The organism is Gordonia sp. (in: high G+C Gram-positive bacteria) (assembly GCF_047606305.1).
Lineage (GTDB): Bacteria > Actinomycetota > Actinomycetes > Mycobacteriales > Mycobacteriaceae > Gordonia.
The window spans coordinates 60507-85996 of record NZ_JASGER010000051.1; the positions used below are offsets into that span (position 1 = coordinate 60507).

The 25490-nt window shown below is 68.1% G+C and carries 26 protein-coding genes; 5 read left to right on the forward strand and 21 right to left on the reverse strand.

The features are described 5' to 3' along the window. The first annotated feature begins 43 nt into the window (after positions 1–43). Positions 44–583 (forward strand): hypothetical protein, encoded by a 540-nt coding sequence (locus tag QM634_RS08095; RefSeq protein WP_415042262.1) that lies wholly within the window; start codon positions 44–46, stop codon positions 581–583. On the opposite strand, the gene QM634_RS08100 is transcribed toward QM634_RS08095, so the two are convergent. Further along, positions 580–1578 carry an NAD-dependent epimerase/dehydratase family protein gene (locus tag QM634_RS08100; RefSeq protein WP_415042263.1) on the reverse strand — a complete coding sequence of 333 codons (999 nt, stop codon included), beginning with the start codon at positions 1576–1578 and terminating at the stop codon, positions 580–582. The genes QM634_RS08095 and QM634_RS08100 overlap by 4 nt on opposite strands. Then, entirely contained in the window at positions 1575–2432 is an 858-nt protein-coding gene (locus tag QM634_RS08105) for an LLM class flavin-dependent oxidoreductase (RefSeq protein WP_415042264.1), read from the reverse strand. The genes QM634_RS08100 and QM634_RS08105 overlap by 4 nt, the downstream gene beginning before the upstream one ends. A gap of 61 nt (positions 2433–2493) precedes the next feature. Here QM634_RS08105 and QM634_RS08110 point away from each other — a divergent pair, with 61 nt between their 5' ends. Further along, on the forward strand, positions 2494–3132 hold the full coding sequence (locus QM634_RS08110; protein ID WP_415042265.1) for an LGFP repeat-containing protein: 639 nt from the start codon (positions 2494–2496) through the stop codon (positions 3130–3132). Between the two features lie 7 nt (positions 3133–3139). On the opposite strand, the gene QM634_RS08115 is transcribed toward QM634_RS08110, so the two are convergent. The 3 genes from QM634_RS08115 to QM634_RS08125 form a co-directional block, all read right to left on the reverse strand. Next, positions 3140–4489 carry a flavin monoamine oxidase family protein gene (locus QM634_RS08115; RefSeq protein ID WP_415042266.1) on the reverse strand — a complete coding sequence of 450 codons (1350 nt, stop codon included), beginning with the start codon at positions 4487–4489 and terminating at the stop codon, positions 3140–3142. A gap of 419 nt (positions 4490–4908) precedes the next feature. Continuing rightward, complete coding sequence (locus QM634_RS08120; RefSeq protein WP_415042267.1) at positions 4909–5241, reverse strand: type II toxin-antitoxin system PemK/MazF family toxin; 333 nt, start codon at positions 5239–5241, stop codon at positions 4909–4911. Beyond that, positions 5238–5447, reverse strand: coding sequence for an antitoxin MazE-like protein (locus QM634_RS08125; RefSeq protein WP_415042268.1), 210 nt, complete (start codon positions 5445–5447; stop codon positions 5238–5240). The genes QM634_RS08120 and QM634_RS08125 overlap by 4 nt, the downstream gene beginning before the upstream one ends. Before the next feature lie 155 nt (positions 5448–5602). On the opposite strand from QM634_RS08125, the gene QM634_RS08130 reads away from it, so the two are divergent. Further along, positions 5603–5908 carry a GlsB/YeaQ/YmgE family stress response membrane protein gene (locus QM634_RS08130; protein WP_415042269.1) on the forward strand — a complete coding sequence of 102 codons (306 nt, stop codon included), beginning with the start codon at positions 5603–5605 and terminating at the stop codon, positions 5906–5908. A 60-nt stretch (positions 5909–5968) separates the two neighbouring features. Here QM634_RS08130 and QM634_RS08135 read toward each other — a convergent pair whose 3' ends face one another. Next, positions 5969–6352 (reverse strand): VOC family protein, encoded by a 384-nt coding sequence (locus QM634_RS08135; RefSeq protein ID WP_415042270.1) that lies wholly within the window; start codon positions 6350–6352, stop codon positions 5969–5971. A gap of 84 nt (positions 6353–6436) precedes the next feature. On the opposite strand from QM634_RS08135, the gene QM634_RS08140 reads away from it, so the two are divergent. Both QM634_RS08140 and QM634_RS08145 read left to right on the forward strand, forming a co-directional pair. Continuing rightward, on the forward strand, positions 6437–7171 hold the full coding sequence (locus tag QM634_RS08140) for a TetR/AcrR family transcriptional regulator (RefSeq protein WP_415042271.1): 735 nt from the start codon (positions 6437–6439) through the stop codon (positions 7169–7171). A gap of 9 nt (positions 7172–7180) precedes the next feature. Continuing rightward, the gene (locus tag QM634_RS08145) at positions 7181–9367 is read left to right on the forward strand and encodes an ATP-binding cassette domain-containing protein (protein ID WP_415042272.1); all 2187 of its coding nucleotides are present in this window, start codon (positions 7181–7183) and stop codon (positions 9365–9367) included. 4 nt (positions 9368–9371) lie between these two features. On the opposite strand, the gene QM634_RS08150 is transcribed toward QM634_RS08145, so the two are convergent. From QM634_RS08150 to QM634_RS08220, 15 genes are all read right to left on the reverse strand, one after another. Then, positions 9372–10883: a flavin-containing monooxygenase gene (locus QM634_RS08150; protein WP_415042273.1), complete on the reverse strand. Its 1512-nt coding sequence runs from the start codon at positions 10881–10883 to the stop codon at positions 9372–9374. Positions 10884–10887: 4 nt separating this feature from the next. Continuing rightward, positions 10888–11811 carry a ferritin-like domain-containing protein gene (locus QM634_RS08155; protein ID WP_415042274.1) on the reverse strand — a complete coding sequence of 308 codons (924 nt, stop codon included), beginning with the start codon at positions 11809–11811 and terminating at the stop codon, positions 10888–10890. Positions 11812–11821: 10 nt separating this feature from the next. Next, complete coding sequence (locus tag QM634_RS08160; RefSeq protein WP_415042275.1) at positions 11822–12682, reverse strand: SDR family NAD(P)-dependent oxidoreductase; 861 nt, start codon at positions 12680–12682, stop codon at positions 11822–11824. 84 nt (positions 12683–12766) lie between these two features. Next, positions 12767–13582, reverse strand: a complete 816-nt coding sequence (locus tag QM634_RS08165) for an SDR family oxidoreductase (protein WP_415042276.1) — start codon at positions 13580–13582, stop codon at positions 12767–12769. 34 nt (positions 13583–13616) lie between these two features. Next, the gene (ppc, locus tag QM634_RS08170; RefSeq protein ID WP_415042277.1) at positions 13617–16469 is read right to left on the reverse strand and encodes a phosphoenolpyruvate carboxylase; all 2853 of its coding nucleotides are present in this window, start codon (positions 16467–16469) and stop codon (positions 13617–13619) included. A gap of 63 nt (positions 16470–16532) precedes the next feature. Further along, complete coding sequence (gene secG / locus QM634_RS08175; protein ID WP_415042278.1) at positions 16533–16772, reverse strand: preprotein translocase subunit SecG; 240 nt, start codon at positions 16770–16772, stop codon at positions 16533–16535. 76 nt (positions 16773–16848) lie between these two features. Then, entirely contained in the window at positions 16849–17643 is a 795-nt protein-coding gene (gene tpiA, locus QM634_RS08180) for a triose-phosphate isomerase (RefSeq protein ID WP_415042279.1), read from the reverse strand. Further along, positions 17636–18862 carry a phosphoglycerate kinase gene (locus QM634_RS08185; RefSeq protein WP_415042280.1) on the reverse strand — a complete coding sequence of 409 codons (1227 nt, stop codon included), beginning with the start codon at positions 18860–18862 and terminating at the stop codon, positions 17636–17638. The genes tpiA and QM634_RS08185 overlap by 8 nt, the downstream gene beginning before the upstream one ends. A 33-nt stretch (positions 18863–18895) precedes the next feature. Continuing rightward, entirely contained in the window at positions 18896–19921 is a 1026-nt protein-coding gene (gene gap, locus QM634_RS08190; RefSeq protein ID WP_415042281.1) for a type I glyceraldehyde-3-phosphate dehydrogenase, read from the reverse strand. 128 nt (positions 19922–20049) lie between these two features. After that, entirely contained in the window at positions 20050–21027 is a 978-nt protein-coding gene (gene whiA / locus QM634_RS08195) for a DNA-binding protein WhiA (protein WP_415042301.1), read from the reverse strand. Positions 21028–21050: 23 nt separating this feature from the next. Next, a complete protein-coding gene (locus QM634_RS08200) occupies positions 21051–22067 on the reverse strand; it encodes a gluconeogenesis factor YvcK family protein (protein WP_415042282.1) in 1017 nt (338 codons plus the stop codon). Further along, positions 22064–22951, reverse strand: coding sequence for an RNase adapter RapZ (rapZ, locus tag QM634_RS08205; RefSeq protein WP_415042283.1), 888 nt, complete (start codon positions 22949–22951; stop codon positions 22064–22066). Before rapZ ends, QM634_RS08200 begins: the two co-directional genes overlap by 4 nt. Next, a complete protein-coding gene (uvrC, locus tag QM634_RS08210) occupies positions 22944–24896 on the reverse strand; it encodes an excinuclease ABC subunit UvrC (RefSeq protein WP_415042284.1) in 1953 nt (650 codons plus the stop codon). The genes rapZ and uvrC overlap by 8 nt, the downstream gene beginning before the upstream one ends. Before the next feature lie 32 nt (positions 24897–24928). Then, positions 24929–25234, reverse strand: a complete 306-nt coding sequence (locus tag QM634_RS08215; RefSeq protein WP_415042285.1) for a hypothetical protein — start codon at positions 25232–25234, stop codon at positions 24929–24931. A gap of 46 nt (positions 25235–25280) precedes the next feature. Beyond that, positions 25281–25484 carry a hypothetical protein gene (locus QM634_RS08220; RefSeq protein WP_415042286.1) on the reverse strand — a complete coding sequence of 68 codons (204 nt, stop codon included), beginning with the start codon at positions 25482–25484 and terminating at the stop codon, positions 25281–25283. Between the last annotated feature and the right edge of the window lie 6 nt (positions 25485–25490).

Consider the following 25490-nt stretch of genomic DNA (forward strand, 5'->3'; position numbering starts at 1 on the left):
GCAGAACCCGGTGCAGATCGGGCCGACATATTAGGCTCGACGCATGGCTGTGAACCTCGACCCGCTGGCCGGCGACGAATGCGTCTGCCCGTGCCATCGTGACCCGTCAATCCACCACGTGATGGCCTGCTGTGCCGATTGTGCCGACTGCGACACCCGCGTGAAGACCGCGTCTTTGGACACCCACAAGCCGGCGCGGTGCGGAGGATTCCGGATCGGTCGGATCGCGCTGCGGGCCGACGCCGGAGTGTGCGTCCTGGCCGGCATAGCGCTCATCGTCACCGGTTTCGTGCACGAGGTCATGCCCGTCGCCGCGCATCTGGTGATCGGCATCATCCTCGCCCTCTGGGGATTGGGTCTCTGGCTCGCACCGTCCCGGTGGCCGTTGCGGGCCGTGTTGGCAGTCGTCGTGCTCGTCAACCTCATCGCCACCATCGCACTGATCATCGTCGGTCTGATGGCGTCGGCCGACGGCACCGTGAAGCCGTTGGCGCTGATCGCCGCGGTGATCGTCATCGCCATCACCGCGTGGGAGTGGGTCGGCCTGCGCCGGACGCAGGGCGGCGTCGCTGCTGCTGTCTAGCTCTTCGCCGGGCGCTTGGTCAGGTAGAACTTCGCCGCCTCGACGATCGACTCGGTGGTCGGCCGGGGCTGCCAGCCGAGTTCATCCACCGCCTTGGAGTGGTCCATCCGGGGCATCACGTACATCAGGCGCACCGAGGTGGGCGTCAGGTAGGGGTCCTCGCGTTTGAGCCGGGCGATCAGCGAGGCCATGACCGCCATCCGGGTGAGTTTGCCGCGCGATACCGCCTTGCGCGGCGGTTCGACGCCCACCGCTCCACAAGCGGTCGCGAAGATCTCTTTCGGCGACAGGAAGCGCTCGGCCACGATGTAGCGCTCGCCGACGCGGCCCTTCTCGCCGGCGAGGGTCATCGCCCGCGCGGCGTCGCCGATGCCGACCACCTCGGCGCCGACGCCGTCGAGGTAGAACGGCATCTTGCCGCGGACCGCCGCTTTGACCATGCCGCCGTGGGGCGTCGGCAGATAGTCGCCCTCCCCGTACGTGTTGGCCACGCACATCGCCACGGCGGGCAGACCGCGAGTGTGGCAGTACTCCATCACCAGGTCCTCGGCCGCGACCCGCGTCCGTGCGTACTGCCCACCTTTGCGCAGCCAGTTGTTGCGCAGCTCCTCGGTGGCGAGCCCGGACTCGGGGATGCCGATGGTGACCACCGAACTGGTGAACACGAACCTATCCAGGCCGGCCTCGGCCGCGACGTCCAGCACACCGCGCAGGCCTTCGACATTGGTCCGCCACATGGGGGTGGGATCGCGCAGCCACGGCCGCGCATCCACGACGCAGTAGAAGACGACGTCGCAGCCGTCGATTGCGCGACGGATCGAGTCCACGTCGAAGATGTCGCCGTGCACCACCTCGACGTCGTCGAGTCCGTCGATGCCGCGAGTGTCGCTCGTCGCGCGGACGAGCGCGCGGACGGGTTTGCCCTGTTCGACCAGGTCGCGCACCACGTGGGCGCCGAGGAATCCACTCGCGCCGATCACCAGATTCTTGCTCACGCGTTCTCCAGACGCTCGTGGGCCACTTCTTCAAACACGGTCATCGAGGCGCGGTAGGGCTCCGTCTCCCGCGGCCAGGCGACGAGGAAGTCGGTAAAACCGAGCTCGCGGGTCCGGCCGACCACCTCGTCGAAGGCCGTCAGACCCTCGAGCGGGTTCAGCGGGCTCATCGCGCCGGACACGTAGCGGGGAAAGTCGGGCTTTGCCCCGTCGAGCGTTGCCTCGAGAACATCGGCACTGCGCCGCAGGCCGTCGATCCACGACTCGAAGTCGTCGGTCACGGTGCCCGGCGTGATCCAACCGTCGCCGTGCTGGGCGGCGAAGCGCACCGACCGCGGTCCGGTCCCGGCGAGCAGGAGCGGGACGCGGTCGCGCACGGAGCCGGCGGGCAGTCTCATGTCGCGGGCGCGGTAGTACTCGCCGTCGAAGTCGACGTGGTCGTCGCGGAGCACCAGGTCGAGCAGCGTCGTGAACTCCTGGAACCGGTCGACGGTTTGCCTCGGCGTCATCGGTTCCTGACCGAGTACGCCGTTGTCCGGGGAACCGCCGGAGCCGAGACCGGCCAAGAACCTGTCACCGGAGATGTCGACGAGCGTCTCGATCTCCCGGGACAGCGGCACCGGATGGCGGAAGTTGGGCGAGATGACGAATGATCCGAGGCACATCCGGTCGGTGACCGTCGCCGCTGCCGTGAGCGTGGGGAGGCAGGAGAACCACTGCGAATCGGGGAGGCCGCCCCACACCACGTGATCGAAGGTCCAGGCGTGGTCGAAACCCATCTCCTCGGCGCGGCGCCACCTGCGCGACGAGGACGCCCACGGTTCGTCGGGAAGGATGAACACTCCGAAGCGCATGCGGCCATCCTAGGGAAGCCCGCACTAGTATGTGATCGCGGACACGTCCGAAAGGAACGCCATGAACGTGATTGGACATCGCCGATCGATCGGCATCGTTGTCGGCCTGGGCGCCGTCGCCCTGCTCGGGGCGGGCTGTGCCAGCGAGACGGCGACGGCTCCGACGTCGTCGCAAGCGGGCGGGTACGACGGCGGCCCGTCGAGCGCGTACTACTCGGCGGCCTCGTCGTCGGCACCCGCGTGGCCGGCTCGCCCGGTCCGCCTGAAGGCTGCCGACGGCACCCCGGTCATCCTGATCGGACCGATCGCCGCCAAGTACACCCACGCGACGCCCGCCCAGAAGAAGGACCTCGGCCTTCCGCTGAGCGGCGATCACAACTCGGGTAAACGCGCCAACGGCCTGGTGTTCCAACAGTTCAAGGGTGGTGTCATCACCGCCCGCAACGGTCATGCGGGCACGCCGGCCTACATCACCTGGGGCAAGATCCGCGACGCCTGGAATGTCGAGCGGGCGCCGGACGGCACGCCGTCGGTCAACGGCAAGAACGGCTCGGCCGGTCCGCTCGGCATGGCGACCAGCGACGAGATCACCAAGGGTGATCTGAAGGAGTCGACGTTCGCGCACGGCACGATTACGTACAACACGGTCACCCACAAGGTCACCGTGAAGGTCAACGGCAAGGTCGTCCCGACCAAGTAGCCCGGTCTCAGGCCAGCGCGGACAGCACTTCCCGCGCGGCCGCGCGACCGGAACGCACGGCGCCCTCCATGTAGCCGTTCCATTCGACGGCGTACTCGGCACCGGCCCAGTGGATGGCGGCGATGGGTTCGCGCAGCGCCGGTCCGAAGCCGGTCCAGACTCCGGGGGCGAAGTGTGCGCCGTAGCAACCGCGGGTGAACTCTTCGGTGCTCCAGTCCTTCTCGACGTAGGACATCGGTGAGGTCGCACGATCGCCGAAGTACCGGGTGAAACAACCGATGACGTCGTCCCGGCGCTGTACGTCGTCCTGACGTTGCCACCGCAGCGCATCGGCACCCTCGACGAAGCCGAGGAGGACGCCGATCGAACCGTCCGGTGGCGACACGTCGAAGGTCACCTTGACCGGGCCGCGATCGGAGACGGCCTGTCCGTTCAGGCCGTCGTCGCGCCAGAACGGCGTCGAATAGGACGCGAAGCACTTGGCCACGGATCCGGCGGGCAGGCGCTGGGTCAGCTGGTCGCGCCACGGTGGCAGGGCCGGTTCGTATTCGATTCGACCAGCCAAGGTCGGGGGGATGGCGACGATGACGCGACGTGCTGTGAAGGTGTTCCCGTCACGAAGTGTCACAGTGACGGAATCCGTGGTCCGGCTGATCGTGCGCACGGGGGAGCGGAACCGTATGTCGAGGTCCGCGGCGAGTCGTTCGGCAACCAAGACGGACCCGCCGACGACGCGGTCCTGCTGCGCGCCGCGATCGACGGAGACCAGGGTCTCCAGGTCGGCATTGGCCGCGGTGTAGAACAGCGCATGCAACAAGGAGAAGTCGGAGGCGTCGGCGGCATAGACGGCCTCCGCGGTGATGCGGAAGTAGGCGCGACCGGCCTCGGTGCGCAGATTCCGTCGGATCCACGTCTCGTAGGTCTGCCCATCGAGGCGTGCCGCGTGTCGGTGCTCCCACGGCCGTGCCGGATCGACGCCGTCGGAGAGCCGTTTGAACCGCGTCAATCCCTGGAACAGGTCGGCCAGAGCGAACGGATTCAACTTCGGAATCGCGCCCTTCTTGCCGGACATGCGCGAGCGCCGGCCGCCCAGCTCGACGAGGAGTTGGCCCGCATCGTTCCACGTGCGGAAGCTCTCCAGACCCAGCCGGACGACGAGATCGTGCATCTCGGTGTGGCCCTCGCCGATCCATGTTCCGCCCAGCTCGATCGGCTGACCGTCGATCACGCCGCCCTCGAGCCGACCGCCGACACGGTCGCGCGCCTCGAGCACGACGACCGAGGAACCGGCCTCGGTCAGCGCATGCGCGGCGCTCAAGCCGGCCAACCCGGCACCGATGACGAGAACATCCGCCATGTCGCCCACACTCCGATCTGATTCCGTTGAACCGAGCGTAGGTGTCTCGATGTGGAGGTGCATCTAATCGGTCTGATAGCCGACTATCGTCACAGTGACGTTTCCGGGTGGGGTGGCTGGAACCGGGGAAGTCACCGAATCCATTGTCCTGCAGTAACTTTCGATGCCGTCCGCGATATTCCGAGTCGTTCGAGGCGCGTAATCATTGATCGGTCGGGAGTGCGTGCACCGATTGCCGGACGTGCGTTGCGACGGCGCGCACGAAAAGGCGGTGAGCCGGCTGAGTGTCGGTCAACGGCGACATGTGGGCTGAGTGTCGGTCAACGGCGACATGCGGCGACAAACCCTGTTCGTGCAGCACGGTCATATTGTGCCGATAAGATACATTATGTCAACTAGGCCGGCGGACTATCGCCCCATCACCGCGCAAGACCGAGGAAGGCCATCAACGCCCGTTCCAGTTCGACGGTCTGCTCGCTGGTGAGGCGCCCGACCCGCTCGTCCACATTCGAACGCCGCACCGCGGTCAGCTTGTCGATCATGATGTCGCTGTCCCGCTCGAGGCCGGAGATGAGCTCGCCGCCCCCGGCTATCCGGATGCGGATCAGCGGCGCGTCGACCAGGGTGGTCGTGAGCGGCGCGACGATCACCGACCCGGTGGCGCTGAACGCGTCATCCTGGACGATGACTGCCGGCCGCGGCTTGGTCGCATACACCCCACCGGCCACCGTCCAGATCTCGCCCCGATTCACTCCCCGTCGTCCCAGTGCGCGGCGATCGACTCCACGAAGTCCTGCTCGTCGCGTTCAGTCTCTGAGCCCGCGACAATCGCGGACTGTCGGCGTGCCTGTGCGGCAAAGGCTTCGGTTCGCACATCGGGCACCCACATCTGCAGCGGACGCAAACCGCGCTCGCGCATCCGCCGCCGGTACTCCCCGACCCGATCCTTGACTGCCATGTCACCGATGTTACATGTAACGATGGGTTACATGTAACGCCCCGTGTGTTCGAACTGAATTCGGCGGACGCGATTCTTACCCCGACAAATCGGATCAAACGTGGTTACGGTGGAGTCAACCCCCGACCGTCGGGGTACGACAGAGGGAGATCATCATGACTGCCATTGAAGCGACCACCGAGATTCTCGCCCGCTCGACCACGACCACCACCGTCGGCTGGTTCGGTTACATCGTCATCGGCGCGCTCGCGGGCTGGCTCGCCGGCAAGCTCGTCAAGGGTGGCGGGCAGGGCATCCTGCTGAACATCATCATCGGTATCGTCGGCGCCCTGCTGGGCGGCTGGATCCTCAGCTGGTTCGTCGACACCGCCTCGGGCGGCTGGTGGTTCACCTTCTTCACCGCGCTGGCCGGTTCGGTGATCCTGTTGTGGCTGCTGAGCCTGGTGACCAGTAAGCGCTGACATCACGACTCCTCGAAACCGCCCATCGGATCTGATCTGATGGGCGGTTTCGCTATACGGCTACTTCACCCATTCGACGAGTTGGACGATGATTCCGTTCGGATCGGCGAATTGGCAGTATCGCTCGCCCCACGGTTCGGTCGTCGGCCTGGTGACCAGCTCGGCACCGTCCGCCTGCATCGCGGAGTAGGCCGAATCGACGTCGTCGACGACGAAGGCCAGCAGCAGTCCCTCCCCCGCGTCGCCCGCCCGGTGCGGCGGCTTGAAGCTGGGCAGGCCGGTCCGCAGAAAGATGATGTTCTCCCCCGCGCGGTCCGGATGCTCCAGGGATACGAATCCGTCGTCGGCCATGACCTCCCGGTAGCCGAGGTGGCGCCTGAAGAAGTCGGCCGACGACACGGGGTCGGCCACGTTGAGCGACACGGCCGTGGCGTTGATCTGCATGGTGCTCCTTCGCGTATCTGGTACGGTTATTATTACCCGTACGGCATACGGTAACACCTAATCGTACAGAATACGAGAAAGCGGATGATGGACACCATCGACCTTCTGTGGCGCAACGAGGTGCCCGCGAAACGGCGCGGTCGCCCTCCCCGGTTCTCGACCGATCAGGTCGTCGCCGCGGCGGTAGCCGTCGCGGATCGGGACGGATCCGGTTTCACACTGCGCGATGTCGCCGCCGAGCTGGGGATCCCAGTGATGTCCCTCTACTCCTACGTCGACGGCCGTGAACAGTTGCTCGCGCTGATGGCCGACGACGTGCGTGCCGAGATGCCCCGTGGCGAGCTGTCCGGTGATTGGCGCACCCGGCTGTCCGTGCTCGCCAACGACGACCTGCGTCTCTTCCTCGACCACCCTTGGCTGGCCGAACTCGAATCCGAGCGGGAGATCCTCGGTCCCGGCACCCTCGCCAAATACGAGCATGAACTGACCGTCGTCGATCCCCTCGACCTTCCGGACGTCGAGAAGGACGCGGTCCTCACCCTCATCCACGACTTCGCCCGAGCGAACGCGCGTTCCATGGCTGCAGCACGCGTCGAGCGCGTCGAGGAGGACCCCCACGAGTGGTGGGAGCGTGAGGGCGCCAAGCTTGCGGTGCTCGGAATCGAGGCACGGTTCCCGTTGGCCACGCGAGTCGGCAGCGCCGCCGGCGAGGCCCAGGGTGCTGCACGGGATGCCGACGCCGCCTATCGATTCGGCCTCGACCTGATCCTGGACGGCATCGCCGCCCGCCTCGCCGCCTCCCCAACCACCTCAGACTGATAGGTCCCCATGTCCACTCCCCCCGTCCACCCGGCCGACTCGCACGACCTCATCCGCGTCGTGGGCGCCCGCGTGAACAACCTGCGCGACGTCAGCGTCGACCTCCCCAAGCGCCGCCTGACGGTATTCACCGGAGTCTCGGGGTCGGGCAAGAGCTCACTGGTGTTCGGCACCATCACCGACGTCAACGCGATGCTGCGGATCCTGTTCAGCCGATTGTCGACGCCGTACATCGGGGCGTCCAACGCCTTTTCGTTCAACGTCCCGTCCGTCGAGGGCTCCGGCGAAGCGGAGACGGCCAGTGGCAAGAAGACGTCGAAGACGTTCACCGTGCTCGGCGGCATGTGCCCGCGGTGCGAGGGCCTGGGCGCCGTCGCCGATATGGACCTGGACCAGCTGTACGACGACGCCAAGTCCTTGAACGAGGGCGCGCTCACCGTCCCCGGCTTCACCCCCGACGGTTGGTACGGGCGCACCTACTCCAAGAGCGGCTACTTCGACCCGGACAAGCCGATCAAGGACTTCACCGCCGCCGAGCTGGACGCGCTCCTGCACAAGGAACCCACTCGGATCAAGGTTGACGGGATCAACGTGACCTACGAAGGCCTGATCCCGCGGATCCAGAAGTCGATGCTCGCCAAGGACATCGACTCGGTGCAGCCGCACATCCGGGCCTTCCTCGAACGGGCCGTCACCCAGACCACCTGCCCGGAGTGTGACGGCACCCGGTTGGCCGAGCCTGCCCGCACGGCGACGATCGCCGGGGTGAGCATCGCCGATGTGTGCCGGTACCAGATCACCGACGTCGCACAGTGGCTCCGCACGATCGACGACCCGGCCGTCGCGCCCCTGATGGAGAGTCTGCGGGCGGCGGTCGACTCCTTCGTCGAGATCGGACTCGGCTACCTCAACCTGGAGCGCCCCACCGGGACGCTCTCCGGCGGCGAGGCCCAGCGCATCAAGATGATCCGGCACCTGGGTTCGTCGCTGACTGACATCACCTATGTCTTCGACGAGCCGACGGTCGGACTCCACCCCCACGACATCGCGCGCATGAACGATCTGCTGATCCGCTTGCGGGACAAGGGCAACACCGTCCTGGTGGTGGAGCACAAGCCCGAGGTCATCGCCATCGCCGACCACATCGTCGACCTGGGGCCGCGGGCGGGCTCGAACGGCGGACAGATCTGCTACGAGGGCGACATCGCGGGCCTGCGGGGCGCCGACACCCTCACCGGGCGACATCTGCACGACCGGGCGACGCTGAAGGACACCGTGCGGACGCCGACCGGGGCGCTCGAGGTGCGTGGTGCGGAGGAAAACAACCTGCGCGGCGTCGACGTCGACATCCCGCTGGGGGTCCTCGTAGCGATCACCGGCGTGGCCGGTTCCGGCAAGAGCTCGCTGATCCATGGCTCGGTCTCCGGGCGCGACGGGGTGATCGCGATCGACCAGACGGCGATCCGCGGCTCCCGGCGCAGCAATCCGGCGACGTACACCGGTCTGCTCGATCCCATTCGCAAGGCCTTCGCCAAGGAGAACGGGGTCAAGCCGTCCCTCTTCAGCGCGAACTCCGAGGGCGCCTGCCCGACCTGCAAGGGGGCCGGGGTCATCTACACCGACCTGGTGACGATGGCCGGCGTAACGACGACGTGCGAGGACTGCGACGGCAAGCGATTCAGCCCCGATGTCCTGCACTACCGACTGGGCGGGCAGGACATCAGCGACGTCCTCGCCATGCCGGTCGAGCGGGCACGCGGGTTCTTCGGCGACGGGCCGGCCCGCACACCGGCCGCGGCGAAGATCCTGGCCCGCCTGGCCGACGTGGGCCTCGGCTACATCACCCTCGGGCAGCCGTTGACGACGCTGTCCGGCGGCGAGCGCCAACGGCTCAAGCTCGCCACGGCCATGGCTGACAAGGCGCAGGTGTACGTCCTGGACGAACCCACCACCGGCCTGCACCTGGCGGATGTGCAACAGCTCCTCGGCATGCTCGACGGTCTCGTCGAGGCCGGGAAGTCGGTGATCGTGATCGAGCACCATCAGGCGGTGATGGCGCACGCCGACTGGGTGATCGACCTGGGTCCGGGTGCCGGTCATGATGGCGGACGCGTGGTCTTCGAGGGCACGCCCCGGGCGATGGTGGACGCCGCGCAGACGGTGACCGGTCGTCACCTGGCCGATTACGTCGCGTAGCCGATCAGCGCGCGCCCGCGGCGACCGGTGAATCCGCGTGGACCAGGATCCGGAAGTCCTGGAGGTCCACCCGCCGCAGCTGGTGGATGAACTGGGTCGCAAACCCCGGGTACATCGTGGCGTTGAAGCCGTCGTCGGTCAGGTACCAGCTCTGGCAGCCCGAGTTCCACGTCGTCCGCTTCAACCGGCGCTGGATGTCGGCGTTGAACGCCGCCTGTGCCTGTTCGCGCACCTCCAGCGCCTTCCAGCCGCCCCGCTCGAGCATCCGGATAGCACCGGTGATGAAGTCGATCTGTGCCTCGAGGTACACCAGCGCCGAGTTGTGGCCGGGACCGGAATTGGGGCCGAAGGTGAAGTAGAGGTTCGGGTAGCCGGCGGCGGCCACGCTGCGATAGGCCTGCGCTCCCCCGCGCCACTGGGTCGCCAACTCGCGACCCCCGACGCCCGTCACCGGATATGGCAGTCCCTGCTTGCCGACCTCGAATCCGGTGGCGAACACGATGCAATCGACCTGGTGCTCGATCCCCTCCACCGTCCGGATCCCGTCGGGGGCGATCCGCGCGATCGGCCAGGTGACCAGCTTGCAGTTGTCGGCCTGCAGCGCCGGGTAGTAGTCACTGGTCATCAGCAAGCGCTTACAGCCGGCCGAGAAGTCCGGGGTGAGCTGTCGACGCAGCCAGGGGTCCCGGACCTGCAGCCGCAGGTTCAGCTTGGCGACGGCCTCGACGACACGTGTGAGCGGCGTGTCCCACACGACGCCCAATGCCATCGACTCGTGGCCGAGATACCACGCGGCGCGTGCCAGCCGCTGCGCTCCCGGAACGGCGCGGAACACGCCCCTGGTGAACTCACCCGTCTGTGGATTCACCCGCGGCAGCACCCAACCCGGAGTCCGCTGGAACACCTTCACCGAGGCGGCTCGACGGACGAGCTCGGGGATCAGTTGAACGGCACTGGCGCCGGTGCCGACGACGGCGACCTTCTTGCCGGTGAAGTCGTAGTCGTGGTCCCACACGGCACTGTGGATCGTCTTACCCGCGTAGTCCCCGACCCCCGGGATGTCCGGTAGGGATGGAGTCGAGAGCGGACCGGAGGCGATGACCACCGACCGTGCGCGCACCGGAGGGTGCTCGGCGAACGACACGATCCACTCCCCGGCCTGTTCGTCGTAGGACAGTCCGCTCACCGTGTGGCCGAAGCGAATCTGCTCGAGGACGCCGTACTCGGCGGCGACCCGATCGATGTACGCCAGGATCTCGGCGCTGCCCGAGTAGGTATGCGACCAGTCCGGATTCGGCGCGAAGCTGTACGAGTAGAGCTGGGACGGGATGTCGCAGGCCGCTCCCGGGTAGGTGTTGTCGCGCCAGGTGCCGCCGATGCGATGGTCGCGCTCGAAGACGACGACATCGTCGACGCCCGCTTGCCGCAGCCGGATGGCCGCGCCGATACCGGCGAAACCCGCGCCGATCACGGCGACCGCAAGGGGTGCCTCGGGCCGAAGGGGCTGCGCGGTCATGCGCTCACGCCACCGGCTCGTAGGTGAGCTCTGTCGACCACGTCGGCGTCTTGTGGACGAGCCCGAACGGGATTCGCTCGGTCACCTTGACCAGGCTGTCGGCCAACAGGTGGTACGGCAGGTTGCGCCGGTTGACCACCCAACCGCCGTGGTGCGAGATGAGCTGGAACATGGGCAGGCGCCGCACGTACTTGCTCCGGTCGCCCACCGATCGGTATCGGAGGATCGCGCTGTACAGCTTGTCCTCGTTGACGCCCATCGCGACGATGTTGTCCCGCATCTTGTTGAGCAACGGGAGGTAGCTGAGCGTCCCCACCAACAGCGACGGCTTCACCCAGCCCCCGACGAAGTCGGCGGTGAGCTTGCGGGCACCCGCGTGCCCGAGGATGTCCATCACCTCGTAGTCCACCGCCAGGTGACGCGACTCGTCGGAGTTGATGTGCCGGAACACCTCTTGGGCGACGGGGTCCTTGACCTCGTCGGTGATGAACTTGATCAAGGCGCCGTCGAGCGCCACCTCGAGCATCGGGATGACCGTGCCGAGGAAGGACAACGACATCCCGTCGGCGTGCTTGTCCAGCCAGTTGATCACCAACTGCACGTTCACATTCGGCGACGGGATCTCATCGCCGTCGAGCATCCCCCACCGCCGCATCAGGGCGAGTTCGGCGTTGGCGTGCTTCTGCTCCTCGGCGTGGAAGTGCTCGTAGATGCTCTTGAGCGTCGGGGTGGGCGCCTTCTTGGCCATCGCCGCGAAGCCGCGCGCCCCGACGTTCTCGATCCACATGAGGTCGGACAGGAAGGGCTTGAGTTTGGCGTGCAACTCCGGGTCGATCAGATCGGCGCCGGGCGCGTCCCAGTCGATGTCCGCCAGCGCCCACTGCTTGTCCTTGATCTTGACGAGCATGTTGTCCAGGTCCATGGCCATGCCGGGTGTCCTATTCGCTCGAAACGGGCAGGACGCGGCCGAGTAGGCCCGCGCCCCACGCGTATTGGGAGGGGAAGTGTCGCTTGAGGTGCCACACGACGTTGGCGTCGAGTTGCGGTACGACGTAAAGGCGACCCAGGTCGTTGGCATCGAGGGTGCTCGCGGCGACGGACTCGGGCGTGGTGCCGGTCCAGGCCATCAGCCGGTCGGCCAGTCCGCGTGCGCCGGCGGTGATCCGTCCATCACGTGCGACGTTCGTCTTCACGAACGTCGGGCACAGCACCGTCACCGCCACGCCCGTGCCGCTCAGCTCGGCGGCCAGTGTCTCCGACAGCGACATGACCCCGGCCTTCGACACGTTGTACGGACCCATCGCCGGTGCGGCGGCGAATCCGGCCGCCGAGGCGACGTTGATGATCCCGCCGCGGTTGGCCTCGCGCAGCATCGGGGCGAATGCCTCGCACCCGTACACCACGCCCCACAGGTTGATGCCCAGTGCCCACTCCCAGTCGTCCGCCCCGATCGCACCGACCGGCCGTCCGCCGATGCCGACGCCGGCGTTGTTGATGACCAGCGTCGGTGGTCCGCCGAACACGTCGCGGGCCCTGGCGGCCAGCTGCTCGACCTGGGATCGATCGGCGACGTCGCAGGTGACCGCCTCGGCCCGCCCGCCGTGCGCGACGATCTCGGCGACGGTCTGCGCGGCGCGTTCGGGATCGATGTCGGCGCAGAGCACGTGGCCGCCACGGCGGGCCAGCTCGACGGCGAAGGCCCGGCCGATACCGCTGCCCGCGCCGGTGACTACGGCTTTAGCCTTGGTGCTGCGACGGTGGCGCAACAACCGGGTGCGCACGGCGTCGACGCCGATCATCGGAAGCCGCTGTGGACTCGACCAGTCATCCGACAATGCCACCACCCAATGGCACGGTTGTCAATGTGAGCGTTAGGTGGCGGGCTACCGCTTCAGACCGTGTCGGCGCGCGACCATCGTCGTCACGACGCTGCGCGGGACCAGGCGTTTGAGCGTGAAGACCACCGGCGCACTGGAACCGACGGCGTAGAACTCGCGGGGTTTGTCGGCCTCGATCGCCGTGACAATCGTGGCGGCGACCTTCGCCGGGCTGATGCCCGCCTGTTCGTTCGCGTCGAGGTGCGCAATCATCGTGTCGTAGTCGTCGCGGTAGACCGAGTCGTCGGCGATGTAGTGGGTGCGACGCTGCCCGATCCCGGTGGCGATCGAGCCCGGTTCGACATGGCTCACCCACACGCCGAACGGCGAGAGTTCCTGTCGGGCGGACAGGGCGAATCCCTTCAGGGCCGCCTTCGCGGCGCAATAGGAGCCCCGGTGGGCCAGTGGGAAGCTGGCGAGCATGGACCCGACGGTGATCACCCGGCCGTACCCCTGGGCCCGCATGTGCGGGAGCAGCCGCTGGGTCAGCTGCACCGCACCGAACACGTTCGTCTGGAAGAGCCGGTCGACCGCCTCTGCGGGAAGCTCCTCGACGGGACCGGACTGGCTCTCCCCCGCGTTGTGCACCACGATGTCGACGTCGCCGACGGCGTCGGCGCACGCCTGGACCGAGTCGCGGTCGGCCAGGTCCAAGGCCATGTACTCGACCCCGGGCAGCCGGTCGTCGGCGGCGATGGCCTCCGGTCGTCGGCTGGTGCCGATGACGCGGTAGCCGCGGCCGGCCAGCTCGCGGGCCACCGCCAGTCCGATTCCCGACGATGCTCCGGTCACCAATGCGGTGCGCCCCGTCGCGCGTGCCATACCCGCTCCCCTTCTCGTGCGCCGTCGGCCGTGTCTACCCGCTGTTGCGCAGCGCGGTGGCCAATCCGTTCATCGTAATCAGGATGCCCCGACGCACCTCGCGACTGTCGTCGCCGGCGCGGTAGCGGCGCAGGAACTCGACCTGCAGGAGATTCAGCGGCTCCAAGTACGGATAGCGGTTGTACACCGACCGTTTGAGCGCCGGGTTGTCGGCGAGCAGGTCGTCGGACTCGGTGATCGCGGCGTGCATGGCGATGGTCAGGTCGTGTTCGGCCACGATCTTCCCGAAGACCCGCTCCCGCAGATCCGGGTCCGGCACCAACTGCGAGTACCGGTGCGCGACCCCCATGTCGGACTTGGCCAGCACCTGCGCCATGTTCGACATCACGCTGGCGAAGAAGGGCCACCGTCGGTTGTAGTCGCGCAGGGTCTCGAGTCGTGCGGCCGAACCCTCGTCGTCGCCGATCCAGCTGGCGAAGGCCGAGCCGGTCCCGTACCACCCCGGGAGCATCACGCGGGACTGGCTCCACGACAGCACCCACGGGATGGCGCGGAGATCGGAGATCTGCTGCGTCTGCTTGCGCGAGGCCGGACGGCTGCCGATGTTGAGCTCGCCGATCTCCGACAGCGGCGTCGACGTCGTGAAGTACTCGACAAAGCCGTCGGTGTGGTGGACGAGGTCGCTGTAGGCACTGCGGGCCCGGGCGGCGAGGTCGTCGAGGATCGCGTAGGCCTGCTCCGAGTCGTCGCCGAGGCCTTCGACGTCCAGCAGTGAGGACTCGATCGTGGCGGCGAGAATCGTCTCGAGATTGCGGTGCGCCAGGACGGGTTCGGCGTACTTGGCGGCGATGATCTCGCCCTGCTCGGTGATCCGCAGCGACCCCTGCACGGCGCCGGGCGGTTGCGCCAGGATGGCCTCGTAGCTGGGTCCGCCGCCACGACCGACGGTGCCGCCGCGGCCATGGAAGAGGCGCAATCGCACACCCGCCTTCTCGGCCGCCTCGACGAGGTCCAGCTCGGCCCGATAGAGGGCCCAGTTGGCGGCGAGGTAGCCGCCGTCCTTGTTCGAGTCGGAATAGCCGAGCATGACCTCCTGCATGTTCTGCTGGCCGGTCACCACCTCCCGGTACAGCGGCACGTCGAGGGCGGCGAGGATCGTCGTGGCGCCCTGCTGGAGGTCCTCGATCGTCTCGAACAGCGGGACGACGCGCAGCAGGCTCGACGCACCGGCCTCCCCACCGGCGTCATAGAGGCCGGCCTCCTTCAGCAGGACGAGGGCTTCGAGCATGTCACTGACCGAGGTGCACATGCTGATGATGTAGTTCGGCACCGACTCGGGGCCGAAGGTCGCGACGGCGGCGGCCGCTGCCCGCACGATGGCGAGCTCCTTCGCGGCGAGTTCACTCAACTCGGCGTCGGGGCCGGTGAGTGGACGCCGCGACCGCAGTTCGGTCGACAGGACGGCGACGCGCGCCTCCTCGTCCAGTGCGAGGTAATCGTCGTGCACCCCGGCCCATGCGAGGAGTTCGGCGACGACCGTCTCGTGGACCTCGGAGTTCTGCCGCATGTCGAGGCCGGACAGGTTGAACCCGAAGGTCTGCGCGCTCTCGCGCACGCGCAGCAGGCGATCGTCGGCGATCTCGTCGTCGTCGTTGGTGCGCAGCGCGCGGTCGAGGACGTCCAGGTCTGCGCGGAATTCGGCCTTGTCGGCGTATTTCGGTGCGGTCGAGTCGCCCACGAGGTGCGGCAGCGAGTCCGCGGAGTCGCCGAGACGGTCGAGCGCGGTCGTCGACAGTCGCGCCCGGATCGCCTTCAGCGCGCCGCGGAAGGGCTCGTCGGGTGAGGCGGATGGGGCCTGGGCAGACAGTTCCGTCAGCGTCGCGGGGACGGTGACGAGCCGGGCGGACATGCTCAGCTCACTGGTCAACTCCTCCAGCTGCTCGAGGTGATGGGCGAACGCCAGGCGGGCCGCCGACGAGGTGGCGGTCGCGACGACCTCACCGGTGACGAACGGGTTGCCGTCGCGGTCGCCGCCGATCCACGAGCCCATCCGGATCAGCGGCGCGTGCTCGAGTCCGGCGTCCGGAAACGCCGCACACAGCGCCGACCGCGTCTCGGTGTTGATGCGCGGCACCACCTCGAAGAAACTGGCGTCGTAGTAGCGCAAACCGGCCGCGATCTCGTCGAGGATGGACAACCGCTCGATCCGGATGAGAGCGGTCTGCCACATGGTGAGGATCTGTCGTCGGATCCCGGCGAGCGCAGCGGCCTCCTCGGCCGGGGTGAGCTCGGTGCGGCGACGCAGTCGCATCAGCTCGGTGATGCGGTTCTGTGCCTCGAAGATGGTGCGTCGGCGGGTCTCGGTCGGGTGCGCGGTGATCACCGGCACCACCGTCGCATCGCCGAGAATCTTCCCGACGTGGTCGCTGGAGAGGTCGGCCGTCGCCAGCTCCGCGTAGGTGGCCGCGAGGCTGCTGTGCTGCGGTTTGTCTCCGGCACGCAGGTGGATGGCGCGCCGACGTTCGCGGTGGATGTCCTCGGCGAGGTTGGCCAGCAGGCCGAAGAGGGAGAATGCCCGGGCCACCGGCAACAACTCGTCGGCGGGCTCGTCGGCGTAGCGGTCCGCGAGCACGTCACGGTCCAGCTCGTTCTCGCGGATGTCGAACGCCGCCTGGCGCGAGCCCTCGACCAGGTTGAAGGTGGAGGCGCCGGAGTGTTCGCGGATGACGTCGCCGAGCATTCCGCCCAGCAGGCGGATGTCCTCGCGGAGCGGTTCGGTCAGGGCCCGATCGGTCTTGTCGACCTCGAGCAGGTCGACGACCGTGCCGGACGGACGCCACGAGGCGGAGTGAACCGGGATTGCTGGTGCAGAATCATCGTCGCCCATGAGTCGAGTATTCCCGAGGGCGGGCCGCTCGGCATCACGAGGCGCCGAACGGAGGGTTCGCGACTAGTCCGCGAGGAACTTGATGTACAGCTCCATGCCGACGATCAGCAGGACCCACAGGAAGCCGACGCCGATGGTGAGGCGGTCCAGGTTGCGCTCGACGACACTCGAGCCGGACAGGCTGGACTGCACGCCGCCGCCGAACAGCGAGGACAGACCGCCACCCTTGCCGCGGTGCAGCAGGACCAGCACCACCAGCAGCAGGCTGGTGATGGCGATACCGATCTGGAGCGCAAGTTTCACAGTGGGTCAGGTCCTTCTATTCGGGTCGGTCGGCCCGCGGGGGCCATCGAAGAGTGTACGCGACGAAACGCCGCGGTCACGGCAGCGGGCCGCCGGCGGCGATGGCCGACAGTGTGGCGAACTCCTCCGCCTTCAGCGATGCGCCGCCCACGAGGGCGCCGTCGACGTCGGCCTGGGCGATCAGGTCGCCGATGTTCTTGGCGTTCACCGATCCGCCGTACAGCACACGGATCTCCTCGGCGACGGCCTTGTCGGCCAGCTCGGCGACCGTCGCACGGACGGCGGCACAGACCTCCTGTGCGTCGTCGGCGCTGGCGACGCGCCCGGTGCCGATCGCCCAGACCGGCTCGTAGGCGATCACCGTCTTGGCGATCTCCGCCGCCGACAGACCGGCGAGCGATCCCTTGAGCTGCTCGACGTTGAACGCGATGTGCTCGCCCGCCTCGCGGACCTCGAGGCCCTCGCCGATGCAGACGATCGGGGTGAGCTCGTGGCGGAGCGCGGCCTTGGTCTTGGCGAGCACGACCTCGTCGGTCTCGTGGTGGTAGGTGCGGCGCTCGGAATGGCCGACCACGACGTAGGTGCAGCCCAGCTTGGCCAGGAAGGCACCGCTGATCTCACCGGTGTACGCGCCAGAGTCGTGTTCGGAGAGGTCCTGCGCGCCATAGGTGAGCAGGAGCTTGTCGCCGTCGACGATCGTCTGAACGCTGCGGATGTCGGTGAACGGCGGGATGACCGTCACATCGACCTTGTCGTAGTACTTGTTCGGCAGGCGGAAGTCGATGTTCTGCACCAGGGCGATCGCCTCGAGGTGCGTCATGTTCATCTTCCAGTTGCCGGCGATGAGCGGCTTGCGCGTGCGGTCAGGCATTGTTCGGCGCCTCCAGCACGGTCAGACCGGGCAGTTCCTTGCCCTCCAGGTACTCCAGGGACGCTCCGCCGCCGGTCGAGATGTGTGAGAAGTCCGCATCCGGGATGCCCAGCACTCGGACGGCGGCCGCCGAATCGCCGCCGCCGACGACGGTGAACGCACCGTCGGCGGTGGTCGCCGCGATCGCCTCGGCGACACCCTTGGTGCCGGCCGCGAACTTCGGGAACTCGAACACGCCCGACGGGCCGTTCCAGAACACGGTCTTGGCGCTGCCGAGGGCCGCGGCGAACCGCTTGACCGACTCGGGCCCGATGTCCAGGCCCATCCAGCCGTCCGGGATCTGGTCGGCCGGCACGGTCTTCGACTCGGCATCCGCGGCGAACTTGTCCGCGACCACGACGTCCACCGGGAGCCGGATGACGTCGGCGAAACGATCCAGCAGGTCCTTGCAGACGTCGATCTGGTCCTCCTGCAACAGCGAGGTGCCGACGCCGAAGCCCTGTGCGGCGAGGAACGTGAACGCCATGCCGCCACCGATGACCAGGGTGTCGACCTTGGGCGCCAGCGCTTCGATGACGCCCAGCTTGTCCGAGACCTTCGAACCGCCGAGCACCACCGCGTAGGGCCGTGCCGGGTCCTGGGTCAGCCGGGACAGCACCTGCACCTCGGCGTGGACCAGGTCGCCCGCATAGTGCGGGAGCAGCTCGGCGACGTCGTACACCGAGGCCTGCTTGCGGTGGACCACGCCGAAGCCGTCCGAGACGAACGCGCCGTCCGGCCCGGTCAGCTCGGCGAGGTCTTTGGCCAGCGCCTCGCGCTCGGCGTCGTCCTTGGAGGTCTCGCGCGGATCGAACCGGATGTTCTCCAGCAGCAGCACATCGCCGTCGGTGAGCCCCTCGGCGCGGGCGAGCGCGTCAGAGCCGACGACGTCGGCCGCGAGTTGGACGTTGCGGCCCAACTCCTCCCCCAGCTTCGCCGCCACCGGGGCGAGCGACAGCTTGGGATCGGGCTCACCCTTCGGCCGGCCGAGGTGTGCCGTGACGATGACACCCGCTCCCGCCTCGGCGAGTTTGCGGATCGTCGGCGCCGAGGCCACGATGCGGCCCGGGTCGGTGATGTTGCCGTCGTCGTCGAGCGGGACGTTGAGGTCCGAGCGCACCAGAACGATGCGCCCGGACACCCCGGTCTCCAGCAGGTCGGCAAGGGAGGGCACGGCCATGCGAGGACTCCTTGGAGTTCTGGTCGGGACGGGTTAGGCCGACAGCGACTTGCTGACGAGACCGATCAGGTCGACGAGGCGGTTCGAGTAACCCCACTCGTTGTCGTACCAGGACACGACCTTCGCCTGGTCGTCGATGACCTTGGTCAGGCCGCCGTCGACGAGCGAGCTGTGCGGGTCGGTCACGATGTCGCTCGAGACGATCGGAGCGTCGTAGTACTTGAGGATGCCCTTGAGCGGACCCTCGGCGGCAGCCTTTAGCGCGGCGTTGATGTCCTCGGCGGACGCCGGCTTCGCCAGGTGCGCGGTGAGGTCGGTGACCGAGCCGGTCGGGATCGGCACGCGCAGCGCGTAGCCGTCGAGCTTGCCCTTGAGCTCCGGGAGCACCAGGCCGATCGCCTTGGCCGCACCGGTCGAGGTCGGCACGACGTTGATCGCGGCGGCACGGGCACGGCGCAGATCCTTGTGCGGGCCGTCCTGCAGGTTCTGGTCCTGGGTGTAGGCGTGGACCGTCGTCATCAGGCCCTTGACGATGCCGAACTCGTCGTTGAGGACCTTGGCCATCGGGCCGAGGCAGTTCGTGGTGCACGACGCGTTGGAGATGATGTTCTGGCTGCCGTCGTACTTGTCGTCGTTGACGCCCATGACGATGGTGATGTCCTCGTCGGAGGCCGGCGCGGAGATGATGACCTTCTTGGCGCCCGCGTCCAGGTGGCCCTGGGCCTTGTCGCGCGCGGTGAAGATGCCGGTCGACTCCACGACGACGTCGACGCCCAGGTCGCCCCACGGGATGGCCGACGGGCCCTCCTTGACCTCGAGCGCCTTGATCTTCTTGTCGCCGACGACGATCGTGTCCTCGCCCTCCAGGCGCACGTCCTCGGGCAGACGGCCCAGGATCGAGTCGAACTTCAGCAGGTGGGCCAGCGTGGCGTTGTCGGTGAGGTCGTTGACCGCGACGATCTCGATGTCGGTGGTGCCGAGTGCCTTCTGTGCCTCGACGGCGCGGAAGAAGTTACGGCCGATCCGGCCGAATCCGTTGACGCCTACGCGAACAGTCACGTGCATTCTCCTTTGTGGGTGGCACGCGGCGATTGTGGGCGCGCGCCGGGGGTCTGACGAGTCCTACGAATGTGACTATCAGCGTAGTCGGTGCGCACCGCGCGGGCGAAGCGGGCCCGGCCGGGCCGTCACGCCTCGTCGAGAAGCTCGGAGGTGACGACGGACTCGGTGTCCGGGATGCCCTCGGTGCGCGCCTTCTTGTCCGCCATGGACAGCAGTCGGCGGATGCGTCCGGCGACGGCGTCCTTGGTCATCGGCGGGTCGGCGAGTTTGCCGAGTTCCTCCAGCGATGCCTGCCGATGGGTGACGCGCAGCTGTCCCGCGGCGATCAGGTGGTCGGGGACCTCGTCGCCCAGGATCTCCAGCGCGCGCTCGACCCGGGCGGCCGCGGCCACCGCGGCCCGCGCCGATCGGCGCAGGTTCGCATCGTCGAAGTTCGCCAGCCGGTTCGCCGTCGCGCGCACCTCGCGGCGCATCCGGCGCTCCTCCCACTCCAGGCGCGTGTCCTGTGCGCCCATGCGGGTCAGGAGCGCGCCGATGGCCTCACCGTCCCGGATGACGACACGATCGGCGCCGCGCACCTCGCGGGCCTTGGCCGCGACACCCAGCCGTCGGGCCGCGCCGACGAGGGCGAGCGCCGCCTCGGGTCCCGGGCAGCTGACCTCCAGCGCCGACGAGCGACCGGGCTCGGTGAGCGAACCGTGGGCGAGGAAGGCCCCGCGCCAGGCGGCCTCGGAGTCGGCGATGCTGCCGCCCACCACCTGCGCGGGCAGACCGCGGACCGGTCGCCCACGCAAATCCAGCAGGCCGGTCTGCCGGGCGAGGGCCTCGCCGTCCTTGACGACGCGGACGATGTAGCGCGACCCCTTGCGGATGCCGCCGCTGCGCAGCACGTGGACGTCGGAGGCGTAACCGTAGAGGTCGTGGATCTCGCGGCGCAGGCGTCGTGCGACGTTGCCGGTGTCCACCTCGGCCTCGACGACGACGCGGCCGGCGACGATGTGCAGGCCGCCGGCGAAGCGCAGCAGCGCCGCCACTTCGGCGCGCCGGCAACTCACCTGGGTCACGGTGAGACGGCTGAGCTCGTCCTTCACCGCCGCTGTCATCGCCACCGCTGATGATCCTCCACTCACGACATCGTCCTCGCGCCCGTTATGCCAATCCCGGTCAACCCGGCGACCACCTCGGCGACCCGACGCGGGTCGTGGACGTGCTTGCCGGGCACCGCGAGATCACCGACGTGCAGATCCGCCCCGAAGAGCGCCGCCGCGCGTGCCAGATGATCTCGTTCCCGCCCGGCCGGTACCGACCGCTCGTCGACGATGACGTCGTCGATTCGGAGTTTGTCCGCGTGTGCGTGCAGGACGTGGAGGTGGCGCTCGACCGAGAAGCCGGGCGTCTCCCCCGGCTCCGGAGCGAGATTAACTATCAGCATCCTACGGGCAGATGTTGAAATTAGTGCAGCGAGTTGGTCGGGCACGAGAACGTGCGGGATGACGCTGGAGAACCACGACCCCGGCCCGAGCACCACCAGGTCCGCATCGTCGATCGCCGAGCAGGCGTCGGCACTGGCCGGCGGCTCGGGTGGAAGCAGTCGCACCCGACGCACCTTTCCCGGCGTCGTGGCGACGGCGACCTGGCCCTGGATGCAGCGACTCAGTCGGGGGTCGGCTTCCAGACCGGTGACATCGGCCTCGATGGTCAACGGCACCGTCGACATGGGCAGCACCCGGCCCGTCACGTCGAACAACTCCCCCAGCTTGGTCAGGGCCAGGACCGGGTCGTCGAGCAACTCGGTCAGGCCCAGTAGCAGCAGATTGCCGATCGGATGCCCGGCGAGCGCGCCGTGCCCGCCGAACCGGTGCTGCAACAGGTCGCCCCACAGTTGTGCGTCGGCCGGGTCCTTGCCCTCCCGCCGGCGGTCGTCCAGGGCCGCAGGTGCGACCAGCAGCGCGGCCAATGCCATCCGCAGATCGCCGGGCGGGATGAGGTCCAGTTCGCTGCGCAGGCGTCCCGACGAGCCGCCGTCGTCGGCGACGGTCACCACGGCGGTCAGTGCGGGGCTGAGGTACCGCATGGCGGTCAGCGTCGCGTAGAGGCCGTGCCCGCCGCCCAGGGCGACGATCTTCGAGTCGGGACCGGTCATTCGCGCCCCAGGTCTCGGTGCATGACGCGGATCTCGAACGTGGGTCCGTCGCCGTCCTCCTGGGCCTGAGCGAGGCGACGGGCCAGCTCTTCGGCCATCGCGACGCTGCGGTGTTTGCCGCCGGTGCAGCCGATGCCCACGCTCATGTAGCGCTTGCCCTCGCGCAGGTAGCCGTCGGCCACCAGTCGGATGATGTCGACGTACAATCGGGCGAACTCGTCGGCGCCCTCGCGCCCCAACACGTAGTCGCGCACCGGTGCCTCGGTGCCGTCGTGATCGCGGAGTTCGGGAATCCAATACGGGTTGGGCAGGAAGCGAACATCGGTGACGAGGTCGGAGTCGATCGGCAGGCCGTACTTGAAGCCGAAGGACTGGATCGACACCGACAGGCTGGCCTGCTGAGCCGTGTCCTGCGCGGCATTGGTCAGGGTCTCGCGCAACTTGGTCACCGGCAGCGACGAGGTGTCGATGACGAGGTCGGACTCCTCCTTCACGCCGGCCAGGTAGTCGCGCTCGCGGCCGATCGCCTCGATGAGGGTGTCGTCGGTCTGCAGCGGGTGGCGCCGGCGGACCTGCTCGAAGCGTCGCACCAGCGTCTCGTCACTGGCGTCCAGGAAGACCTGCCACACCGAGATGCCCGCGGCGTCCAGGTCGGCCCGCAGCGCGGCCAACTCCGCGCTGAAGTTCTGGTCGGCGCTGCGGACCACCATCGCCAGCCGCGACGTCTCGTCGCCGCCGGTTCGGGCCAGTTCGACGAGCTTGCCGATCAATGTGACCGGCACGTTGTCGGCGACGTACCAGCCCTCGTCCTCGAACACGTCGGCAGCGGCCGAACGGCCCGCACCCGACATGCCCGCGATGAAGACAACCGTGATCTCAGTCATCGTCCTCCTGTCTACCCACTGCCAATGCCTCGTGGACCGTCTTTGCCGTTGTTGGACCGATTCCGGGAACAGCGGCGATGTCGTCGACGCTCGCCGCGCGCAGGTTCGCCACCGACCCGAACGCGGTCACCAGTGCCGTGCGCCGCGTCGGCCCCAGTCCGGGCACCGCGTCGAGCGCCGAGGTCGTCATCCGCTTGCTGCGCTTGCTGCGGTGGAAGGAGATGGCGAAGCGGTGGGCCTCGTCGCGGACGCGCTGCAGCAGGAACAGGCCCTCGCTGGTGCGCGGCATGATGATCGGCTCGTCGTCACCGGGGGCCCAGATCTCCTCCATGCGCTTGGCCAGGCCCACCACGGTGACGTCGGTGATGCCGAGTTCTTCGAGGACTGCGGCGGCGGCGTGCGTCTGCGGGGCGCCACCATCGACGACGAAAAGGTTGGGGGGATAGGCGAACCGCTTCGGCCCACCGGTCTGCGGGTCGAGGCGCTCGTCCTCGTCCGCTCCGGGCCGGTGTCGGAGGAATCGGCGCCGGGTCACCTCGGCGATCGACGCGACGTCGTCGGAGCGGCCGTCGCCGGCGGCTTCCTTGATCGAGTAGTGCCGGTAGTCGGACTTGCGCGGCAGACCGTCCTCGAACACGACCAGCGAGGCAACCACGTCGGTGCCCTGCACATGCGAGATGTCGACGCACTCGATGCGCAGCGGGGCCGAATCCATGCCGAGGTATTCCTGGATCTCGGTGAGCGCGGCCGACCGCGAGGTCAGGTCGCCCGCCCGGCGCAGCTTGTGCTGGGCGAGCGCCTCGGAGGCGTTGCGCTCGACCGTTTCCAGCAGGTCGCGCTTGTCGCCGCGCTGGGGCACCCGCAGGCTCACCCGGGACCCGCGCAGCCCGGACAGCCAGTCGCCGAGGTCGTCGGCGGTGTCGGGCAGTTCGGGCACCAGCACCTCGCGCGGCACCGACTCCCCCAGCTCGCGGCTCGCCGACATCGTCACCGTCGCGTCCTGGTCGGCCTGGGCGCCGTAGAACTGCGTCAGGAAGTGCTCCACCTGGGCGCCGAGCGTGTCGTCGTCGGGCCGTTCGACGACCCATCCGCGCTGTCCGCGCACCCGCCCGTCGCGGACCTGGAAGACCTGGACGGATGTCTCCAACTCGTCGCCGACCATCGCGACGACATCGGCGTCGGTGCCGTCGCCGAGCACGACCGTCTGCTTCTCCATCGCCCGGCGCAACGCCGTCGCGTCGTCCCGCAGGCGGGCGGCCTTCTCGAAGTCGAGGTCCGCGGCGGCGCGCTGCATGCGCTTCTCGACGTCGGCGATCATCCGGTCGGTGCGGCCGGCGAGGAAGTCGCAGAAGTCGTCGACGATCTCCCGGTGCTCGTCGGCGGTGACGCGACCGATGCAGGGCGCCGAGCACTTGTCGATGTAGCCAAGCAGGCAGGGACGGCCGATCTGGCCGTGCCGTTTGAACACGCCGTTGGAACAGGTGCGCGCCGGAAAGACCCGCGTCAGCAGGTCCAACGTCTCGCGGATCGCCCACGCGTGCGAATAGGGCCCGAAGTAGCGCACCCCCTTGCGCCGGGGACCGCGGTAGACGAAGAGGCGCGGGTACTCCTCGTTGAGGGTGACCGCGAGCATGGGATAGGACTTGTCGTCGCGGTAGCGGACGTTGAACCGCGGGTCGAACTCCTTGATCCAGTTGTATTCGAGCTGAAGCGCCTCGACCTCGGTGGTCACGACGGTCCACTCCACCGACGCCGCGGTGGTGACCATCTGGTGGGTGCGCGGGTGCAGCGACGTCAGATCGGCGAAGTAGGACGTGAGCCGCGACCGCAGGTTTTTCGCCTTGCCGACGTAGATGACGCGGCCGTGCGGATCCCGAAACTTGTACACCCCCGGATCGGTGGGGATCGACCCGGGCGCGGGTCGATAAGTCGAGGGATCGGGCACGGCTCCAGGTTAGTCGCCGGGCCCGACAGTGATCACCACTGCCAGGTGAGTCCCCGCACCGACTGCTTACAGGTGGCTTCGCCATGGGTGCCGACGACTATCGCACGCTTGCCCAGCTGCGGACACGCGCTGCCGATCTGCACCTTCGGGGCATTGCGCACCGATCGGCTCTTCCATGTACCGCTCTCACCAGAGCAATAGAGATCACCGCTCGCGGGCTCGGACGGGTAGCACGGGCCTCCCTCGCGCGGCACGGACGACGGCGCGCCCTCCGCGTCGGCGATGCCCATCGTCGCGAGTACCGCTGCTGCTGCCAAGCCGACCACGAGTTTTTTCATGAGTCCGAACGGTAGACCCGTGTACAGACAACGCGTGCGGGATTCGCTAGCGCCGACGTGTCCAGAGCCCGGTGGACCGGTTGCAGTACAGGCGACCGTCGGCGGAACGGGTGCCGAACTCGTTGCTGTAGCAGGACCCGCCTTCCTGCTGGTAGGACGACCGGCTGCCCCCGAAGCTGCCCGTGTCCGGCCAGGGCCACGGCAGCGCGACGGCGCCGATCAGAGCGGCGACGATGAGGCTGTGTTTCAACACGCG

Bases quoted from the DNA above. Each gene is read 5' to 3' on its own strand.
- QM634_RS08200 (WP_415042282.1), bottom strand. From the start codon at position 22,067: ATGACCGGTCCCGACTCGAAGATCGTCGCCCTGGGCGGCGGGCACGGC.
- QM634_RS08105 (WP_415042264.1), bottom strand. From the start codon at position 2,432: ATGCGCTTCGGAGTGTTCATCCTTCCCGACGAACCGTGGGCGTCCTCG.
- QM634_RS08115 (WP_415042266.1), bottom strand. From the start codon at position 4,489: ATGGCGGATGTTCTCGTCATCGGTGCCGGGTTGGCCGGCTTGAGCGCC.
- QM634_RS08145 (WP_415042272.1), top strand. From the start codon at position 7,181: ATGTCCACTCCCCCCGTCCACCCGGCCGACTCGCACGACCTCATCCGC.
- QM634_RS08215 (WP_415042285.1), bottom strand. From the start codon at position 25,234: ATGAAAAAACTCGTGGTCGGCTTGGCAGCAGCAGCGGTACTCGCGACG.
- QM634_RS08155 (WP_415042274.1), bottom strand. From the start codon at position 11,811: ATGGCCATGGACCTGGACAACATGCTCGTCAAGATCAAGGACAAGCAG.
- ppc (WP_415042277.1), bottom strand. From the start codon at position 16,469: ATGGGCGACGATGATTCTGCACCAGCAATCCCGGTTCACTCCGCCTCG.
- QM634_RS08165 (WP_415042276.1), bottom strand. From the start codon at position 13,582: ATGGCACGCGCGACGGGGCGCACCGCATTGGTGACCGGAGCATCGTCG.
- QM634_RS08160 (WP_415042275.1), bottom strand. From the start codon at position 12,682: ATGATCGGCGTCGACGCCGTGCGCACCCGGTTGTTGCGCCACCGTCGC.
- whiA (WP_415042301.1), bottom strand. From the start codon at position 21,027: ATGACAGCGGCGGTGAAGGACGAGCTCAGCCGTCTCACCGTGACCCAG.
- QM634_RS08130 (WP_415042269.1), top strand. From the start codon at position 5,603: ATGACTGCCATTGAAGCGACCACCGAGATTCTCGCCCGCTCGACCACG.
- QM634_RS08140 (WP_415042271.1), top strand. From the start codon at position 6,437: ATGATGGACACCATCGACCTTCTGTGGCGCAACGAGGTGCCCGCGAAA.
- QM634_RS08110 (WP_415042265.1), top strand. From the start codon at position 2,494: ATGAACGTGATTGGACATCGCCGATCGATCGGCATCGTTGTCGGCCTG.
- QM634_RS08185 (WP_415042280.1), bottom strand. From the start codon at position 18,862: ATGGCCGTGCCCTCCCTTGCCGACCTGCTGGAGACCGGGGTGTCCGGG.
- QM634_RS08150 (WP_415042273.1), bottom strand. From the start codon at position 10,883: ATGACCGCGCAGCCCCTTCGGCCCGAGGCACCCCTTGCGGTCGCCGTG.
- rapZ (WP_415042283.1), bottom strand. From the start codon at position 22,951: ATGACTGAGATCACGGTTGTCTTCATCGCGGGCATGTCGGGTGCGGGC.
- QM634_RS08125 (WP_415042268.1), bottom strand. From the start codon at position 5,447: ATGGCAGTCAAGGATCGGGTCGGGGAGTACCGGCGGCGGATGCGCGAG.
- QM634_RS08135 (WP_415042270.1), bottom strand. From the start codon at position 6,352: ATGCAGATCAACGCCACGGCCGTGTCGCTCAACGTGGCCGACCCCGTG.
- QM634_RS08095 (WP_415042262.1), top strand. From the start codon at position 44: ATGGCTGTGAACCTCGACCCGCTGGCCGGCGACGAATGCGTCTGCCCG.
- tpiA (WP_415042279.1), bottom strand. From the start codon at position 17,643: ATGCCTGACCGCACGCGCAAGCCGCTCATCGCCGGCAACTGGAAGATG.